The organism is Aquibacillus salsiterrae, from assembly GCF_028416595.1.
Classification (GTDB): domain Bacteria; phylum Bacillota; class Bacilli; order Bacillales; family Amphibacillaceae; genus Aquibacillus_A; species Aquibacillus_A salsiterrae.
This window is the reverse complement of record NZ_JAMQKC010000001.1, coordinates 342,966-359,357: the sequence shown is the minus strand read 5'-3', so window position 1 is coordinate 359,357 and position 16,392 is coordinate 342,966. Positions and strand designations below refer to the sequence as shown.

17 protein-coding genes, 2 pseudogenes and 1 other annotated feature are annotated in these 16,392 nt (G+C 37.4%); all 19 genes and pseudogenes read left to right on the top strand.

Translation table 11 applies throughout. The features are described 5' to 3' along the window. Nucleotides 1–39: 39 nt before the first annotated feature. On the top strand, nt 40–615 hold the full coding sequence (locus tag NC799_RS01950) for a Maf family protein (RefSeq protein WP_272444633.1): 576 nt from the start codon (nt 40–42) through the stop codon (nt 613–615). Nucleotides 616–681: 66 nt separating this feature from the next. After that, nucleotides 682–1,236: a RadC family protein gene (gene radC / locus NC799_RS01945; protein WP_417006661.1), complete on the top strand. Its 555-nt coding sequence runs from the start codon at nt 682–684 to the stop codon at nt 1,234–1,236. Nucleotides 1,237–1,771: 535 nt separating this feature from the next. After that, nucleotides 1,772–3,660, top strand: a pseudogene (locus NC799_RS01940) (reverse transcriptase domain-containing protein). Between the two features lie 80 nt (nt 3,661–3,740). Beyond that, nucleotides 3,741–3,881, top strand: a pseudogene (locus NC799_RS01935) (JAB domain-containing protein); the annotation flags it as partial. Between the two features lie 305 nt (nt 3,882–4,186). Beyond that, complete coding sequence (locus NC799_RS01930) at nt 4,187–5,227, top strand: rod shape-determining protein (RefSeq protein WP_272444629.1); 1,041 nt, start codon at nt 4,187–4,189, stop codon at nt 5,225–5,227. Nucleotides 5,228–5,242: 15 nt separating this feature from the next. Further along, a complete protein-coding gene (gene mreC, locus NC799_RS01925) occupies nt 5,243–6,127 on the top strand; it encodes a rod shape-determining protein MreC (protein WP_272444628.1) in 885 nt (294 codons plus the stop codon). After that, nucleotides 6,127–6,660, top strand: a complete 534-nt coding sequence (mreD, locus tag NC799_RS01920; RefSeq protein ID WP_272444627.1) for a rod shape-determining protein MreD — start codon at nt 6,127–6,129, stop codon at nt 6,658–6,660. Before mreC ends, mreD begins: the two co-directional genes overlap by 1 nt. Nucleotides 6,661–6,697: 37 nt before the next feature. Further along, a complete protein-coding gene (gene minC, locus NC799_RS01915) occupies nt 6,698–7,384 on the top strand; it encodes a septum site-determining protein MinC (RefSeq protein ID WP_272444626.1) in 687 nt (228 codons plus the stop codon). Beyond that, entirely contained in the window at nt 7,377–8,174 is a 798-nt protein-coding gene (minD, locus tag NC799_RS01910; RefSeq protein WP_272444625.1) for a septum site-determining protein MinD, read from the top strand. Before minC ends, minD begins: the two co-directional genes overlap by 8 nt. Before the next feature lie 354 nt (nt 8,175–8,528). Further along, nucleotides 8,529–9,302 carry a M23 family metallopeptidase gene (locus NC799_RS01905; protein WP_272444624.1) on the top strand — a complete coding sequence of 258 codons (774 nt, stop codon included), beginning with the start codon at nt 8,529–8,531 and terminating at the stop codon, nt 9,300–9,302. Beyond that, entirely contained in the window at nt 9,286–10,155 is an 870-nt protein-coding gene (locus NC799_RS01900; RefSeq protein WP_272444623.1) for a M50 family metallopeptidase, read from the top strand. The genes NC799_RS01905 and NC799_RS01900 overlap by 17 nt, the downstream gene beginning before the upstream one ends. A 16-nt stretch (nt 10,156–10,171) precedes the next feature. Beyond that, entirely contained in the window at nt 10,172–11,626 is a 1,455-nt protein-coding gene (locus tag NC799_RS01895) for an Rne/Rng family ribonuclease (protein WP_272444622.1), read from the top strand. Between the two features lie 36 nt (nt 11,627–11,662). Further along, nucleotides 11,663–11,730 (top strand) — a sequence feature (ribosomal protein L21 leader region). A gap of 15 nt (nt 11,731–11,745) precedes the next feature. Next, nucleotides 11,746–12,054 carry a 50S ribosomal protein L21 gene (gene rplU / locus NC799_RS01890; RefSeq protein ID WP_272444621.1) on the top strand — a complete coding sequence of 103 codons (309 nt, stop codon included), beginning with the start codon at nt 11,746–11,748 and terminating at the stop codon, nt 12,052–12,054. Nucleotides 12,055–12,065: 11 nt separating this feature from the next. Continuing rightward, nucleotides 12,066–12,398 carry a ribosomal-processing cysteine protease Prp gene (locus tag NC799_RS01885; RefSeq protein ID WP_272444620.1) on the top strand — a complete coding sequence of 111 codons (333 nt, stop codon included), beginning with the start codon at nt 12,066–12,068 and terminating at the stop codon, nt 12,396–12,398. Nucleotides 12,399–12,412: 14 nt separating this feature from the next. Further along, nucleotides 12,413–12,703, top strand: a complete 291-nt coding sequence (gene rpmA, locus NC799_RS01880; RefSeq protein WP_272444619.1) for a 50S ribosomal protein L27 — start codon at nt 12,413–12,415, stop codon at nt 12,701–12,703. Between the two features lie 251 nt (nt 12,704–12,954). Further along, a complete protein-coding gene (locus NC799_RS01875; RefSeq protein WP_272444618.1) occupies nt 12,955–13,497 on the top strand; it encodes a Spo0B domain-containing protein in 543 nt (180 codons plus the stop codon). A gap of 16 nt (nt 13,498–13,513) precedes the next feature. Next, complete coding sequence (obgE, locus tag NC799_RS01870; protein ID WP_272444617.1) at nt 13,514–14,794, top strand: GTPase ObgE; 1,281 nt, start codon at nt 13,514–13,516, stop codon at nt 14,792–14,794. Between the two features lie 137 nt (nt 14,795–14,931). Next, the gene (locus tag NC799_RS01865; protein WP_272444616.1) at nt 14,932–15,381 is read left to right on the top strand and encodes an ACT domain-containing protein; all 450 of its coding nucleotides are present in this window, start codon (nt 14,932–14,934) and stop codon (nt 15,379–15,381) included. Between the two features lie 16 nt (nt 15,382–15,397). Then, a complete protein-coding gene (gene pheA, locus NC799_RS01860; RefSeq protein ID WP_272444615.1) occupies nt 15,398–16,258 on the top strand; it encodes a prephenate dehydratase in 861 nt (286 codons plus the stop codon). The last annotated feature ends 134 nt before the right edge of the window (nt 16,259–16,392 follow it).

Below are 16,392 nucleotides of genomic sequence, written 5' to 3'. Positions count from 1 at the left end.
TTAATATAAAGCATAGAACAATAGAAAGGAGTTCAGATAATGAAGTTAATTCTTGCTTCTGGTTCTCCAAGAAGAAAAGAATTGTTGGAACAAGTATCTTTTAGATTTGAGGTGCTTACAACTGATGTTGATGAATCAACTGTTATTGAAAGTGATCCTGAAACACTTGTAAAAAAGCTTGCATATAGGAAGGGGGAAGCTGTTACAATCCAAGATGACCAAGTCGTTCTTACTGCTGATACAGTAGTATCATTTGATGGCCAAATCCTAACTAAACCTGCTACTGTTGATGAGGCTGTATCTATGTTAACGAAATTAAATGGAAAACAGCACGACGTGTGGACAGCAGTGAGAATAAAGTCGGTGAAGAAGGATGTGTTAATTACTCAATCTACTTCTGTTGAATTCTGGAACGTTCCCCAAAAGGTAATTGATGCTTATGTTGGTACTGGTGACCCTTTTGATAAAGCTGGTGGTTATGGTATTCAAACAGCAGGAGCGTTATTCGTGAAGCAAATTGAAGGTGACTATTACAATGTGGTAGGACTTCCTTTATCAAAAGTGGTTCAGTGCCTTAGGGATTTTGATGTTCATCCATCATTTGTAATCGCGTAGAAAAGAACACGACAAGCAGATGTTCTTAGAAAAAATGGAAGGGTTGAAATAATGGCAGAAACCAAAATGATGATGAAAGATGTTCCAAAACAAGATAGACCAAGGGAACGGCTACTAGAACTCGGGCCGTCCCAATTATCTAATCAAGAGTTACTATCGATTTTAATTGGCACCGGAACAAAAGAAGAGTCGGTTACAGTATTAGCGCAAAGGGTACTCATGCACTTTGAAGGACTTCACCTATTAAGAGACTGCACTATTGAAGAATTAACAGCAATTAAAGGTATTGGTAACGTAAAAGGGATTATTATATTAGCTGCAATTGAACTAGGAAAACGGATGAATCAGTTTAAGAAGCAAGAACGTTATGTTGTAAGAAGCCCTGAAGATGGTGCAGATTACGTTATGGAAGAAATGAGGAACTTAAAACAAGAACACTTCGTTTGCCTCTTTTTAAATACCAAAAACCAAATACTTCATAGACAAACAATTTTTATTGGTAGTTTAAATGCCTCTATCGTCCATCCAAGAGAAGTGTTCCGCGAAGCAGTAAAACGTTCTGCTGCATCTATCATATGTGCCCATAACCATCCATCCGGAGTGCGCCTGCAAGGTGCGTAATCTTAGCGATTTCTAAGGAAATCTAGAACTCCTTACAATGTTCTATGGTCAGCATCTTACCTTGAGGGGAAACCCATAGAGGGAACAGAGCATGATGTGAAAAGGAGAAAAGACGACAAAGCTATCTAACGTCGAGTCAGTTCTTCAGACCAAGTGATGTATGGTAAAAGCTATACTGCTTGAATCCTAGACGAATGAGCGATGGGTGCGCCATTGTCTACGATAGCTAACAGACAATGAGGACAAAATGGGAGACGTATCTCTAGAGCGTCTATTGGAAATTGCTGCTTTCCTTCCCATAGTAAGGTTTGTCCTTCAATCCTCAACTAGAGGAAACCGTCGAAAGGGATGCCTAACCATTACCTATCTAAGATTATGTCATAATGCAGGGATTATCTAAGTGCAAGTGCCATTAGGTATGAAAATTGCATATGGTAACGGAGTCTCCATAGTACCCAACGTTTGCTTGTAATGAGTTTAGCAGGGGGAAGGGAGACAGGTTGATGTTAACGTTAACTAGAAAGGAGTCATGAACATGGCAAAGAATCCATTTCGACAGTTAGACGTTATAAGGAAAGCTTCTCAAAAAGAAAACATTATTACGGATTGTTACCGTCTCATGTATAACAAAGAACTGTGGATTAAAGCATATGCAAAACTATATCCAAATGCAGGGAATCTAACAAAGGGTATAACTGATGAAATAGATGGTTGCAGTTTACAGAAAATAGATGACATCATCGAGCAATTAAAGGCTGGAACATTTCGGTTTGCACCTGTAAGAACGGTTTATATCCCGAAATCGAAATCTAATGGAAAAAAGCGACCTTTAGGAGTTGCTAATTTTAAAGATAAGATTGTACAGGAAGTTATGAGAATGATATTGGATAGTGTATATGAACCAGTATTCTCAGACAATTCCCATGGGTTTAGAGAAGGAAGAAGCTGTCACACAGCTCTATCCCAAATCAAAAACACGTGGAATGGCTTAACATGGTGTATTGAAGGAGACATCAAAGGCTTCTTTGACCAGATTGACCATTCTGTATTAATCCATTTAATTTCAAAAAAAATCCATGATCGTCGTTTCCTGCTTCTTATTCATAATGCGCTTACTTGTGGTGTCATGGAGAATTGGACCTATCATAAAACATACAGCGGTACGCCACAGGGAGGTATTATCTCACCTTTGCTTGCTAATATCTATCTCCATGAATTTGACATATTTATGGAAAAACAAATGGAGAAATTCGATATAGGAAAAAGTAGAGTTAGAAATGGAGAATACGCCAAAATTCGTTCAAAAATCAACACCTTGTCCAAAAAGATAAATAGACTTGATGAAAGAAATGGACATCAACTGTGGGAAGGGCGAGATGAATTAATTCTAAACATCCAAGAACTTAAAACGAAGCAGGTTGGGATTCCTTCTGTGGACCCTATGGACAAATTTTATCAGAGAATGAAATATGTTCGGTATGCTGAAGATTTTGTTATAGGGATTGCAGGTTCCAAACAAAGTGCATTATATATAAAAGAAATGAGTAAAACTTTTCTTGAAAAGGAACTTTATCTTGACCTAAGTGAAGAAGAAACGCTCATCACTCATTTGGAACAGCCAATTCCCTTTCTTGGATATGAGTTCCATACATGGAATGAGATTAAGGTTAAAACCGTCACGTATAAAACCCAAAAGCATCCATTGAAAAAGCGAACACTCTCAGGTGCAATTAAGTTAGAGATTCCTGAAAAGAAAATAAAAGAATTTGCGATAAAAAATGGATATGGAAACCTAGATACTTTTAAAGTAATTCACAGAGCAAAGCTAATCAACAATTCGGAGTTAGAAATTCTGTATACCTATAACGCTGAGTTAAGGGGAATTGCAAACTACTACAAGCTAGCGAATAACTATCACCATCTAGACAAGTTATTCTATCTGGCAGAAAGTAGCTTTATTAAAACCATCGCCAATAAACGTAGAAGTAGCTCAAAGAAGGTTGCTTCAAGCATGAGGACGCACATACAGGGAGTCTTAAGCATTGTTAGAAAAGATAAACAAGGCAATGAAAAAATTCATCAGCTTGTGAAACTTAAAGACCTTCCTAAACATAAGGGTGCACTTAAAGCAGATTCGTCTGAAATAGACCAGCTAGCTAATACATGGAAATATTCAGGTAGGACAGAATTTGAACAACGATTATTGGCGAATAAATGTGAAGCGTGCAGTACAACAGAAGCTCAGATGGAAGTCTTACCACGTCCGTAAATTAATGTGACATAAGGAATAAAACGTAACTTAACATATCTGGACAAGATTATGATTCAACGCAATAGAAAAACACTTGTCCTATCTTTAAGTGCCATCATAATCACTACGAGAAGCAAATCCCAATTAGTCAACTGGCGAGCCGTATACACTGAAAGGTGTACGTACGGTTCTGAGGGGGGGATTGTGAGACCTGCTTTTGGTGACAAAGTAAGGCGCATGCTCCCTACCCTACGACCCATCTCCTTCTCAAGAGGATATCCATGTAACTAAAAGGTTAGCTGAGTGCGGAAAAATGATCGGAATTGAATTGTTAGATCACTTAATTATTGGTGATCATAAATTCGTCTCATTAAAAGAGAAGGGGTATTTGTAAGTAAAACGTGCCATGAAAGGAAAGGGAAATAAGGAAGTCGTAAACAAGCGATAAATTACTATCTATTTTTAGTTTTTTTTCGTATAATTATTGTTAACAAAGTAGTTGGCGCCATTTTCAAGTGGATCACTTGTAATTGGCGCTTCTTCTCATTACATGATACATAAAATATTGGAGTCATTATTACGCTGCAACTACTAGTCATGGATAGTTTATATGTTATGATAAGAATCGTTATAGTACAAGCTACATATAACTGGTATAGGACTTATTAAAAAGGAATGACTAAGGAAAGGGAGATTTTCTTGGCAAGATTTAGTTTTTCACAAGACTTAGGTATCGATTTAGGTACAGCAAATACATTAGTGTACGTTAAAGGTAAAGGAATTGTAGTAAGAGAGCCTTCAGTGGTTGCTCAGAACAAAGCAACTGGTAATATAGAAGCTGTTGGTAGTTCAGCCAAAAATATGATTGGACGGACTCCAGGCAATATTTTAGTAATCAGACCAATGAAAGATGGAGTCATTGCTGATTATGATACGACAGCAGCAATGATGAAGTATTATATCAAACAAGCACAAAAAAACAGATCCTCATTTGCAAAGAAACCAAATGTTATGGTTTGTGTTCCGTCTGGAATTACAATGGTTGAGGAACGTGCAGTTATTGATGCAACAAAGCAAGCAGGTGCTAAGGATGCTTTCCCAATTGCAGAACCATTTGCTGCAGCAATTGGTGCTGGACTGCCTGTATGGGAACCAACAGGCAGTATGATTGTTGACATTGGTGGCGGAACAACGGAAGTAGCGATTATTTCTCTCGGTGGGATTGTCACATGGCAGTCCATTCGAGTTGCAGGTGATGATATGGATGAAGCAATTATCCAATATGTAAGAAAACACTATAATCTAATGATTGGAGAACGGTCTGCAGAGTCAATTAAAATGGACATTGGTTCTGCAGGAAAACCATTAGAAAATGAAGAAATGGATATTAGAGGTAGAGATCTATTAACAGGATTACCAAAAACAATAACAATATCTGCTGAAGAAATAGCATTATCCTTGAAGGATACCGTTTCCGCTATCATCGATGCTGTGAAAAATACATTGGAAAAGACTCCACCAGAACTTGCTGCTGATATTATGGACAGAGGAATTGTGTTATCAGGTGGTGGTGCGTTACTAAAAGGTCTTGACCACGTTATTAGTGAGGAAACAAAAATGCCTGTTTTTGTTGCAGAGGAACCATTAGATAGTGTTGCAATAGGAACTGGGAAATCATTGGATTACATCGAATATTTCCGATCACAACCAAGTGTTTCTTCGCGTTCTACACTGGATTAAGTGGGTGTTTAATTTATGGCTTTTTTTCGTAGGAAACGGCTATTTATTATCCTTGTTGGATTTATAATATTAGTCGGTTTAATTGGATTCTCCTTAAGAGACCGGGAGGAGCTGTCAACGTTTGAACAATTTTTACATGATACTGTTGGCTGGTTTCAAAGTATCGTAAATGTTCCCGTTGAATTTACTACAACAGTAATAGGAAATATTGATGATATAAAAAATGTCTATCAGGAGAACCAAGTTTTAAAATCTAGATTAAATGAATATAAAAATCTAGTTTATGAAGTGCAAGAATTACGTCGAGATAACGAGGAATTAAGGAGTATAATTGGGAAAACTGAATCAATTAATGACATGCAACCAATCCAGGCCTCTGTTATTGCTAGAAGTCCCGAACAGTGGTTCGAACAAGTTAAAATCAACCGCGGGGAACAACACGGGGTAAAGAAAAATATGGCTGTTATTACAGGTGAAGGGATGATTGGGAAAGTTTTAAATACTTCCCAATTCTCTTCCACTGTCTTGTTACTGTCTGGTTTTGATCGCTCCAATCGTATCTCGGTTTATGTGAATAGTGAAAAAATAAATGACAATGTTTCTGGCTTTATTGTCGGGTATGAAGAAAAGGAAGAAAACCTTTTGTTAGAGTTGAATGAATATGATACCGAACTAAAAAAAGGAGAACTTGTTGTCTCTTCAGGCTTAGGTGGGGTATTCCCAAAAGGGCTTGAAATAGGTACAATAAAAGAAATAGTTCCTGATAAATATGGTTTAACACAAGTAGCATATGTAAAACCATCCGCGGACTTTGAAAAACTAAATCACGTTATTGTTGTAAAACGCATGGCACAACAACCTGAGCAAACAGAAGGTCAGACTGTCGAGGAGGGAGAGTAATGCATCGATTTTATCTCCCTTTTTTACTGCTCATGACGATTGTAGTAGAAGGAGTGGCTACTGACCTTCTACCAAGAAGCGTGATGGCACAAGAATGGATGATTATTCCGCATTGGCTATTAGTTTTTTTAGTGTTAATCACGGTCTTCTTTGATTTAGAGGATACTTACTTTTCTGTTTTGTATGCAATTCTTTTCGGTTTAATGATCGATATTGTTTATACTAGTGTTATCGGTGTTTATATGTTTATCTATGCTATTGTGATCTATATTATTCATGGATTAAGGAAAATGCTTCATGCGAATTTTTTTGTTGCCCTCTCCTTAACTATTCTCGCCATACTATTGGCAGACTCGGGATTATACATTATTTATTTTTTCATTGGAATTAGTCCATTATTGTGGGACGAATATATAGTTACTAGATTACTTCCAACATTGGTAGCAAATATTGCATTTTTTGCACTTTTATATCCTTTTACTAAAAATAGATTAGTTCATTGGTCTTTACAACAATTTGACTACAAAAAATAAGTAAAACTTGAAAATACACTTTTGGGGTGAACCTATCGTGATAGGGAACAAACAAATTATAACGATAAAAGGTACACGAGACGGTCTTACATTATATATTGACGATGCGTGTTCGTTTAAAGAAGTATTAGAAGAACTAGAACGTGTGCTGGCAACAAAATACACAGATAAAGACGAACCAATGATTACGGTTACGATTCAATTAGGTAACCGTTACTTACATAACGAACAGGAGGAACAATTACGGGGTATTATTCGCAAAAAAAATAAATTAGTTGTCCAATCGATTGAATCCAATGTCATTTCCAAAAAACAGGCATTGGAATGGCGTGAAGATACGGAAATAAAAGCGATAACCAAAATTGTTCGTTCCGGGCAGGTCATTGAAGTGAAAGGGGATATGCTCTTAATTGGTGATGTAAATCCTGGTGGGAAGATTATTGCAAGTGGGAACATATTTATCCTTGGAAGCTTACGAGGTGTTGCACATGCGGGCTTTTATGGGAATAGAGATGCTGTTATTGTAGCTTCTTACATGGAGCCAAGCCAACTACGGATTGCAGACATGATTAGTAGGTCACCTGATTATGACTCAGAAGGTGTCTATATGGAATGTGGTCTCATAGATGAAGAAAAATCCAAAATAGTCATTGATCGTTTGCAAGTTCTTTCACAAAAAAGACCGGATTTAACCGGGTTTGAAAGGAGAATATTAAATGGGTGAGGCAATTGTTATAACTTCAGGAAAAGGTGGGGTTGGTAAGACGACAACAACTGCTAACCTAGGAACATCCCTTGCACTTCTTGAAAAGAAAGTGTGCCTAATTGACACAGATATTGGATTGAGAAATTTAGACGTAGTAATGGGGCTTGAAAATAGAATCATTTACGATATTGTCGATGTCGTAAAAAAACGTTGTAAATTAAATCAAGCCTTAATTAAAGATAAGCGGTTTGAATGCTTATACTTGTTACCCGCAGCTCAAACGAGTGATAAATCTGAAGTAACCCCTGAAGGAATGGTAGAAATTATTGCTGAATTAAAGCAAGACTATGACTATATTTTAATTGATTGTCCGGCTGGAATTGAGCAGGGATTTAAAAACGCAGTTGCAGGAGCAGACAAGGCGATTGTTGTAACTACACCTGAGAAATCTAGCGTTAGAGATGCTGATAGAATCATCGGATTGTTAGAAAAGGAAGATGTTGAGCCGCCACATTTAATTGTTAATAGAATTCGTAACCATATGGTTAAAAATGGGGACATGCTTGATGTAGATGAAATCGTGCAAATTTTATCGATTGAATTGTTAGGAATTGTTGCGGATGATGATGACGTTATAAAGGCTTCTAATCACGGCGAACCAGTAGCCTTTCAACCCAATACTCGTGCATCTATTGCATATCGAAATATTGCTAGAAGAATCTTAGGCGAATCGGTTCCTCTTTTGTCACTTGAGGAAGAAAAAGGTATGTTTTCTAAGGTGAAAAAGTTCTTTGGCATGAAATCTTAATATTGTAGATTGGCCTTGGTCTTTCTAAGGATGGTGAATCTTCCATTCAAAACAGAAGGCAGCAACGTTTAATAATAGTTGCTGCCTTTTTTATATAAATAAAAAAATTCAAGCGTGGGTAACATCGAGCGACAGCCACGTGTAGCTACAGCGCCTACCCATCTCTGAGTCGTAAGTCACTCTACATGGCAAAGACCGCCACGTCAGGTCTTATCTTGTCTTATTCCTGCCTTAGTCTTACCAGGCGCGATTTGCGCTTTTCTTACTTTACTACTTAAATTTGGATTGACTGCATATCTTAATTATTTCATTCATAGACTTGTACAAATCTAACGTGAAGGAAAGTGAAGTAATATGAGAAGAGATATTAGTCAGATTCGTAAAAATATTGCTAGAAGGAAAAGAGAAAGAGCACTTCCATCCAGTCATTCCGCAAGCGATAAAAAAAGTTTTCTTCCATCTAGCTTTCCGCAGGATGAGGAAAAACATGGGTACATGCCTGTAACAGAAACGAACAGTTCAACAGATAATATGAAAGATACATTTATTACATCCTTTGTAATGAAAAGTATTTTAGCTGCTGTTTTATTTTTTAGTGTTGCCATCTTTTTTAGACTTGAAGGAAATTGGCTAGAGCAACCAAGACAGTGGGCAAGTCAGGCTTTTACAGAAGAATTTCCGTTCGCATCAGTGAATCAATGGTACCAACAAAAGTTTGGTTCTCCTTTAGCATTAACACCAAAAAATGACGAAGTGGAAAGTGATTCCCCTGTATTACCTGTCAATGGGACTGTTAGTCAGACATTTCAGAATAGTGGGGAAGGAATTATGATTTCTACACCAGAAAATACAGAGGTGAAGTCAGTACAACAAGGAACAGTAATCTTTGCAGGAAATGACCCAAAAACTAAAAAGACCGTTATTATTCAACACCCTGACAAGAGCAAGACGATTTACGGTAATTTAACGTCAATTAATGTGTATCAATATCAGTTTGTTGGAAAAAATCAATCTATCGGAGAGTTTGTCCCATCAGAAGCCAATGCCCAAAACGTGTACTTTGCAATGGAAAGAAATAATCAATATGTCGATCCGGTAAAGGTGATGAAAGTTGACGAACGTCCTTAAGAATCTTCCACCTTTGTATATACATCCAATCTTGTGGTTTTTTATAATCATAGCTTTATTAACCGGGACGTTTACTGAAATTTTTATTATTTTCACATTGGTCTTCATCCATGAATTGGGCCACTATGTTGCTGCACGTAGCTATCAATGGAGAATAAGGAGAGTTAGCTTATGGGTGTTTGGAGGGGTAATGGAAACAGATGAACATGGTAGTAGACCAATTAAACAAGAGTTAATTGTTACGTTGGCTGGACCGTTGCAACACATATGGATTTTTTTCCTGTTACAGTTGTGTTCAGCCTATTCACTATTACCATCTTCTCTTCTAACCGTTGCCACACAGTACAATGCCACTATTTTCTTGTTTAATTTGTTGCCGATTTGGCCATTAGATGGTGGAAAACTATTAATGCTTTTCTATGCTTCATTTCTCCCGTTTAGACGCGCACATGCCGCAACCGTACTCACATCCACATGTTTGTTGGTGATTAGTGTTGCTGCCATGTTTCTATACTACCCTTTTACTTTAAGTACCCTTTTACTTGTCAGTTTTATCTTATGGGAAAATCGTTTAGAATGGAAACGTAGGTATTATATTTTTATGCGATTTTTATTAAAACGGCATGTACTTGATAACCATGCAAAAAAAGTAAGACCAATTGTTGTTAGGCCAGACCATTCGTTGATGTATGTTTTTGGTCGTTTTAGACGAAATTGTTATCATCAAATTCTTATTAAAGATGAAGGTAGTCCTAGTGGCATGCCAATAGGAGAAAAGGAATGTCTACATACTTATTTTCGGTTAAAACAATCCCAAATGACAGTTGGAGAATTAACCGCTTTTAGGCATTAGAAAGAGGGCAAGGTAAATGGTTAGTATTTATATTCAAGCGAAAACGACAGAAAAGCTCGGTATTGTCGTGGATGAGAATGTGGTAAAGGAAATCCATATTGACCGACCAGAACTTAGTAGTCTGGTCGGTAATATTTATGTTGCCAGGGTAAAGGTAGTGGATAGATCGCTACAGGCAGTATTTGTAGATATTGGTCTTGAAAAATTGGGTTTTCTTCAATCAAATGAAATCCCAATGGCAAAAAAAATGAAAAAACCAATTGAATCAGTAATAACCGAAGGAGAAAGGATCGTTGTCCAAGTTCAAAAAGATGCTTATGGAAATAAAGGGGCACGATTAACTGCTAATATAACTTTACCAGGTATAGATATTGTTTATTTACCAAATGGAGATTATGTTGCAGCTTCTAGAAAGCTTTCGGATGAAACGAAAGACGAATTAAGGCAACAAATATCTAATGTGAAAACGGGTACAGAAGGTGCAATCATTCGAACCTCTGCTCAAAAAAAAACAGCCGAAGAAGTCGTGTTGGAATTTAAAAACCTTAGGAATCAATGGGAGAAAGTCAATAAATTAGCTAAAAATAGTCCCGTACCACGTCTTGTTTTTCATGATCAAGCAGTTTCGGATCGATTAATTCGAAAGTTTTCCCCTGATCAAATTAATCACATTCGGGTAGACCAACCAGAATTAGCAAATAGGATAAGAAATAATTATCCCACCATTAGCGAAAAAATAACGTGGGTTGAAAATATTGAAAACCTGTTACCGCGTAGTATCAAACAGATTTTAGAACAAGCTGTTACACAAAAGGTGACCACAGCTAGTGGAGTAGAACTTGTTATTGATGAAACTGAAGCCCTAACAGTTATTGATGTTAATTCAGCAGGGTTTTATGGCAAGGGCACAAAAGAACATACCCTACTCCAAGTAAATATGAATGCTGCTAAAGAAATTGCAAACCAATTAAGGCTCAGGAATATATCAGGTGCAATAGTTATTGATTTTATTGGAATGAAATCAGTAGAAAATCAACAAAGCGTTTTGACTCATTTAAAAAAGAAACTATATAAAGATCCTATTAGAACAGAAGTATATGGATTTACCAAATTAGGATTAGTAGAGATGACAAGGAAAAGGGAATCACCTCCATTATCTTATGTTTTATTAGACAAAGGTAAAACTTCATCTTTCACTAAACAATCGTTGGTGTACGACTTAGAGCGAGAATTGTTTAACTATCAGCAAAGTGATGTAGAGGCATTGCTCATTGAAATTCATCCAACGATTTATAAACTACTGTTTGACATGATAGATAAAGGACGTTTGGCAAAGAAAATAACCAAAGAAGTGTATATGAAAAGAACGAACGGTGTCTTGTCTTATCATATAGCGTTAACAGGTAGTCATTTACTTATAAAGGAATATATTGCACGGAATAGTGGCGATACTATTGACAAAGTTTTTTAATCTATGATAACATTAATCCGTTATTCATCGTAGCACCCGTTGCTACAACCGCACAGATCAGGTTTAAGCCTTTTGGCACCTGTATGGCGAGTCTTAGTCCTTAAGGAGGTGCAAGAAGTATGTACGCTATTATTGAAACAGGTGGTAAGCAAGTGAAGGTTGAAGAAGGCCAAGCTATCTTTGTTGAAAAAGTAAACGGAGAATCTGGTGATTCTGTAACTTTCGATAAAGTTCTATTTGTTGGTGGTAACGACACTAAAGTAGGAGTTCCTTACGTTGAAGGTGCGACTGTTACGGCTAAAGTTGAAAAACAAGGTCGTGGTAAGAAAGTGTCAGTTGTTAAATTTAAAGCAAAGAAAAATTACCATCGTAAACAAGGTCACCGTCAGCCATATACAAAACTTACAATTGAAAAAATCAATGCGTAAGGTTAGGAAACATGATTAGAGTGACAGCTTACCGTAATGGTGGGAATATATTTGCTTTTGAACTTAGTGGTCATGCTGAAAGTGTTTCAGAAGGATACGATCTAGTCTGCGCTGGTGTTTCGGCCGTTTCCTTTGGTTCCGTTAATGCTGTGATTAAACTTTGTGGAATAGAACCTGTTATTACACAGGCTGGAAGCAAAGGCGGATACTTAAAGGTGGAATTACCTGAAAACTTAACAGATGAAGTGAGAACAAACGCACAACTGTTACTAGAAGGTATGATCGTTTCTTTAGAAACAATTGAACGTGACTATGGACAGTATATATCCATCTTTAATAAATAAGGAGGTGCAACGCAATGCTACGTTTAGATTTACAATTTTTCGCATCGAAAAAAGGGGTAGGTAGTACAAAGAACGGACGTGACTCAGAATCGAAGCGTCTTGGTGCAAAACGTGCTGATGGACAATTCGTAACTGGTGGTTCTATTCTTTACCGTCAACGCGGTACAAAGGTTTACCCTGGAGCAAACGTTGGTCGTGGTGGCGATGATACACTATATGCTACTATTGATGGTGTTGTAAAATTTGAGCGCTTAGGACGCGACCGCAAAAAAGTGAGCGTGTACCCAGTAGCTCAAGAAGCTTAAATGTAAACATGAAGGACTCTAGCCTTTTGGTTAGAGTCCTTTTTAATTGTTGTCTAGGAAATTATATAATCCGATGATGTAGATAACATCTAAAGTTAGCTATGTCTTCAGCTCCTCCGATTTTTTAGACTATCTTTTGTAAAATGCCCCTCGTTAGTTTCATGCAGTTGATAGATGATAAATGCCACTTTATTTTTCTAATACATTAATTTTTGCTATAATTTGCTTAATGCCTAGGGAGGACTGGAAAAGTGAACAAGGAAGAAGAAATGATTGATCTTTTAAGACATTACCGGCATGACTGGTTAAATGATGTTCAACTGCTATTAGGGTATGCATCTATGGGTAAAATGGAAAAGGTTGAAGCGAAATTGAAAGAAAAAATGGTGGAGGCTAATAAAGAACGGATGCTTGAAAGCCTTGCCATAGTGAAAACGGCCTTGTGGATCATTCAGTTTAATTGGAAATATGATAATTTTCGAATGGATTATCAAATAGAAACAAATCATAATCTTTCCAAATACGATGACATCCTTCATCAAAATCTTGTCCTATTCATGGATACACTGGAGCGCTTCACGGATAAAATGGAGCTGTATACAGGTGTGATAAAATTTATCAAGGATGCAAATAATGAAGATGCTACGCTTGTTGTACTATCTTTTTCAGGTGAATTTCTAGATGTTGATTTACTTGAACGAAAATTAGCAGAAATAAAGGAATTTAGCAACATACAACTTGTGTCCAGTCAGGACAAACTATCGATTTGTACAGTAACATTAATGTGCAGTTAAAGAGGTGAAATTTGGAATGTTCGTAGATCAAGTCAAAGTATATGTAAAGGCAGGCGATGGCGGAAATGGTCTTGTCGCCTATCGCAGAGAAAAATATGTTCCAATGGGTGGACCAGCTGGTGGTGACGGTGGAAATGGTGGCGACGTCGTTTTTGAAGTCGACGAAGGTCTTAACACACTCATGGATTTTCGATATAAAAGACATTTCAAGGCGCCACGTGGGGAAAACGGAATGAGTAAAAGTCAGCATGGTAAAAATGCTGAACCGTTAGTATTACCTGTTCCACCAGGGACTACTGTTCGGGATGAAGAGACTGGCGAGGTAATCGCCGATTTAATTCACCATAAACAACGAGCAGTGATTGCAAAAGGTGGAAGAGGTGGACGAGGTAACACTCGGTTTGCCTCAGCACGAAACCCAGCTCCTGAAATTGCAGAAAACGGGGAACCAGGTAAAGAAAGAAATATTCAAATCGAACTTAAATTAATTGCTGATGTTGGATTAGTCGGTTTTCCAAGTGTAGGAAAGTCAACTTTATTGTCAGTTGTAAGTGCTGCAAGACCTAAAATAGCTGATTATCATTTTACAACCCTTGCCCCAAACCTTGGTGTAGTGGAAACAGAAGACCAACGTAGTTTTGTTTTAGCTGATTTACCGGGATTAATCGAAGGTGCACACGAGGGAATTGGGTTAGGTCATCAATTTCTAAGGCACGTGGAAAGAACACGAGTGATTGTTCATGTTATTGATATGGGTGGGACTGAAGGAAGAGACCCGTATGAGGATTTGATCACTATTAATAATGAATTAAGTGAATACGATAAAACCTTACTTAGTCGCCCGCAAATTATCGCAGCAAACAAAATGGATCTGTCTCACGCAGAGGAAAATTTGGAAGCTTTTAAAGCAAAGGTAAAGGATGAATATCCAATCTTCCCAATTTCAACTGTTACGCACGAAGGAATTAGAGAATTATTATTTTCCGTTGCAGATAAACTCGATAGTATTCCGAAAGATACTACTCCACTAGAAGAAAAAGATGAAAGAGTTGTGTATCGACACCAGAAAGAGGAGCAAGAGTTCCATATCACAAGAGACCCTGACGGAGCATTCGTCCTTTCTGGCATAAAGCTAGAGAAGTTGTTTAAGATGACTGATTTCAACCGCGACGAATCGATTCGTAGATTTGCTCGTCAATTGAGGGGAATGGGAGTTGACGAAGCACTTCGTGAACGGGGTGCAGTTGATGGTGATACGGTACGTCTTTTAGATTATGAATTTGAATTTGTAGAATAAGCAATACGCTGCGCAGTAAACCTCTCCTGATTACTTCTTTTAGAAATAAAGCATTTTAGAGGGAGTAGACAATTTTTGGAAATGAGAAATGGAGAAATCGTTGGTTAATACTGTTCTGAACAAAAAGGGGAATGCAGATGGCTGAGAAGGATGAGAAATTTTATTTAGTACGCAGTGATTTTTTACCTGAGTCTATGCGTAAAACCATCGAAGCAAAAGAACTTCTAGAGAGGGGAAAAGTAGAATCTGTATTTGATGCGGTTAAGCAGGTAGGCTTGTCTCGAAGTGCATTCTACAAATATAGAGATGCAGTTTTTCCATTTCAAGCGATGGTGAAAGAGAAAATGATAACTCTTTTCTTTCACTTAGAAGACCAAGCTGGCACGTTATCAAAATTATTAGCAACTGTCGCAGGTGCGGGCGGGAACATCTTAACAATTCATCAAACAATACCGCTCCAGGGAAAAGCCAATGTGACAATTTCGTTAAATACAGTAGGAATGTCTGTGTCAATGGAAACATTGTTACAGGAATTAAAACAATTACAATTTGTTGATAAAGTCGAGATTCTTAGTACGGGGGCTTAGCTAGGGGGGATATGGAATGAGTCATAAGATTGGTTACCTTGGACCAAAAGGGACATTTACGAAAGTAGCGGTTGATGCATTGTTTAACGGAGAGAAAAAATATAGCTATACGACAATCCCAGAGTGTATTGATGCAGTAGACCAAGGTCATGTGACCTATGCGGTGGTTCCTTTAGAAAATGCAATTGAAGGATCAGTTAATTTAACGATTGACTATATTATTCAAAAGAAAAGACTAAAGATTATCGGAGAAGTTGATGTCCCAATTAGACAACACTTAATGGTGCATCTGGACAATCAACATAATTGGAAAGAAATTGAGAAAGTATACTCTCATCCACATGCAATTGCACAATGTCATCGCTTTTTACACGCTGAGTTGAAACGAGCTAGTGTTGAATATGCGACGTCAACTGGTGCTGCTTCACAATATGTTAGTGAACACCCAGAATTAAATATTGCATCAATTGGTAATCACCTTGCTGCATTGGAATACGGTTTGACAATTGTGAAAAAGGATATTCATGATTTTGATAATAACCATACAAGGTTTGTTATTTTACATAAAGGTGATACCGACCACTCTCCAAGAAAGTTAAAGGTGAAAGGGTATAAAACAACCTTGATGATTACTTTACCAACGGACCATCCAGGCGCCCTTCACCAAGTGCTATCGGCGTTTGCATGGCGTGGAATAAATCTATCAAAAATTGAATCTCGACCGATGAAGACTGGATTAGGAAATTATTTCTTTATTGTAGATATTGAAAAAAAATGGGATGACATCCTTATTCCAAATTCAATTGCTGAATTAGAAGCGATTGGCTGTTCGATTGAAATTTTGGGGAGTTATCCGTACTATTTTTATGAATCGTAGTAAAGATGAAAGGAAATAGGATAAATCACATCACGACCCTATTCCCTAATAATGAAGGTGAGTCAGTTAGCTTAAACTAAGTTGCTACTGACTCATTTTTAATTAGTAAAAATAGTCTTTTGCTCGATGGCCTA

Excerpts from the sequence above, each read along its gene's own strand:
- NC799_RS01950 (WP_272444633.1), top strand. The coding sequence starts at position 40 with ATGAAGTTAATTCTTGCTTCTGGTTCTCCAAGAAGAAAAGAATTGTTG.
- radC (WP_417006661.1), top strand. The coding sequence starts at position 682 with ATGATGATGAAAGATGTTCCAAAACAAGATAGACCAAGGGAACGGCTA.
- mreC (WP_272444628.1), top strand. The coding sequence starts at position 5,243 with ATGGCTTTTTTTCGTAGGAAACGGCTATTTATTATCCTTGTTGGATTT.
- mreD (WP_272444627.1), top strand. The coding sequence starts at position 6,127 with ATGCATCGATTTTATCTCCCTTTTTTACTGCTCATGACGATTGTAGTA.
- minD (WP_272444625.1), top strand. The coding sequence starts at position 7,377 with ATGGGTGAGGCAATTGTTATAACTTCAGGAAAAGGTGGGGTTGGTAAG.
- NC799_RS01905 (WP_272444624.1), top strand. The coding sequence starts at position 8,529 with ATGAGAAGAGATATTAGTCAGATTCGTAAAAATATTGCTAGAAGGAAA.
- NC799_RS01895 (WP_272444622.1), top strand. The coding sequence starts at position 10,172 with ATGGTTAGTATTTATATTCAAGCGAAAACGACAGAAAAGCTCGGTATT.
- rplU (WP_272444621.1), top strand. The coding sequence starts at position 11,746 with ATGTACGCTATTATTGAAACAGGTGGTAAGCAAGTGAAGGTTGAAGAA.
- NC799_RS01885 (WP_272444620.1), top strand. The coding sequence starts at position 12,066 with ATGATTAGAGTGACAGCTTACCGTAATGGTGGGAATATATTTGCTTTT.
- rpmA (WP_272444619.1), top strand. The coding sequence starts at position 12,413 with ATGCTACGTTTAGATTTACAATTTTTCGCATCGAAAAAAGGGGTAGGT.
- obgE (WP_272444617.1), top strand. The coding sequence starts at position 13,514 with ATGTTCGTAGATCAAGTCAAAGTATATGTAAAGGCAGGCGATGGCGGA.
- NC799_RS01865 (WP_272444616.1), top strand. The coding sequence starts at position 14,932 with ATGGCTGAGAAGGATGAGAAATTTTATTTAGTACGCAGTGATTTTTTA.
- pheA (WP_272444615.1), top strand. The coding sequence starts at position 15,398 with ATGAGTCATAAGATTGGTTACCTTGGACCAAAAGGGACATTTACGAAA.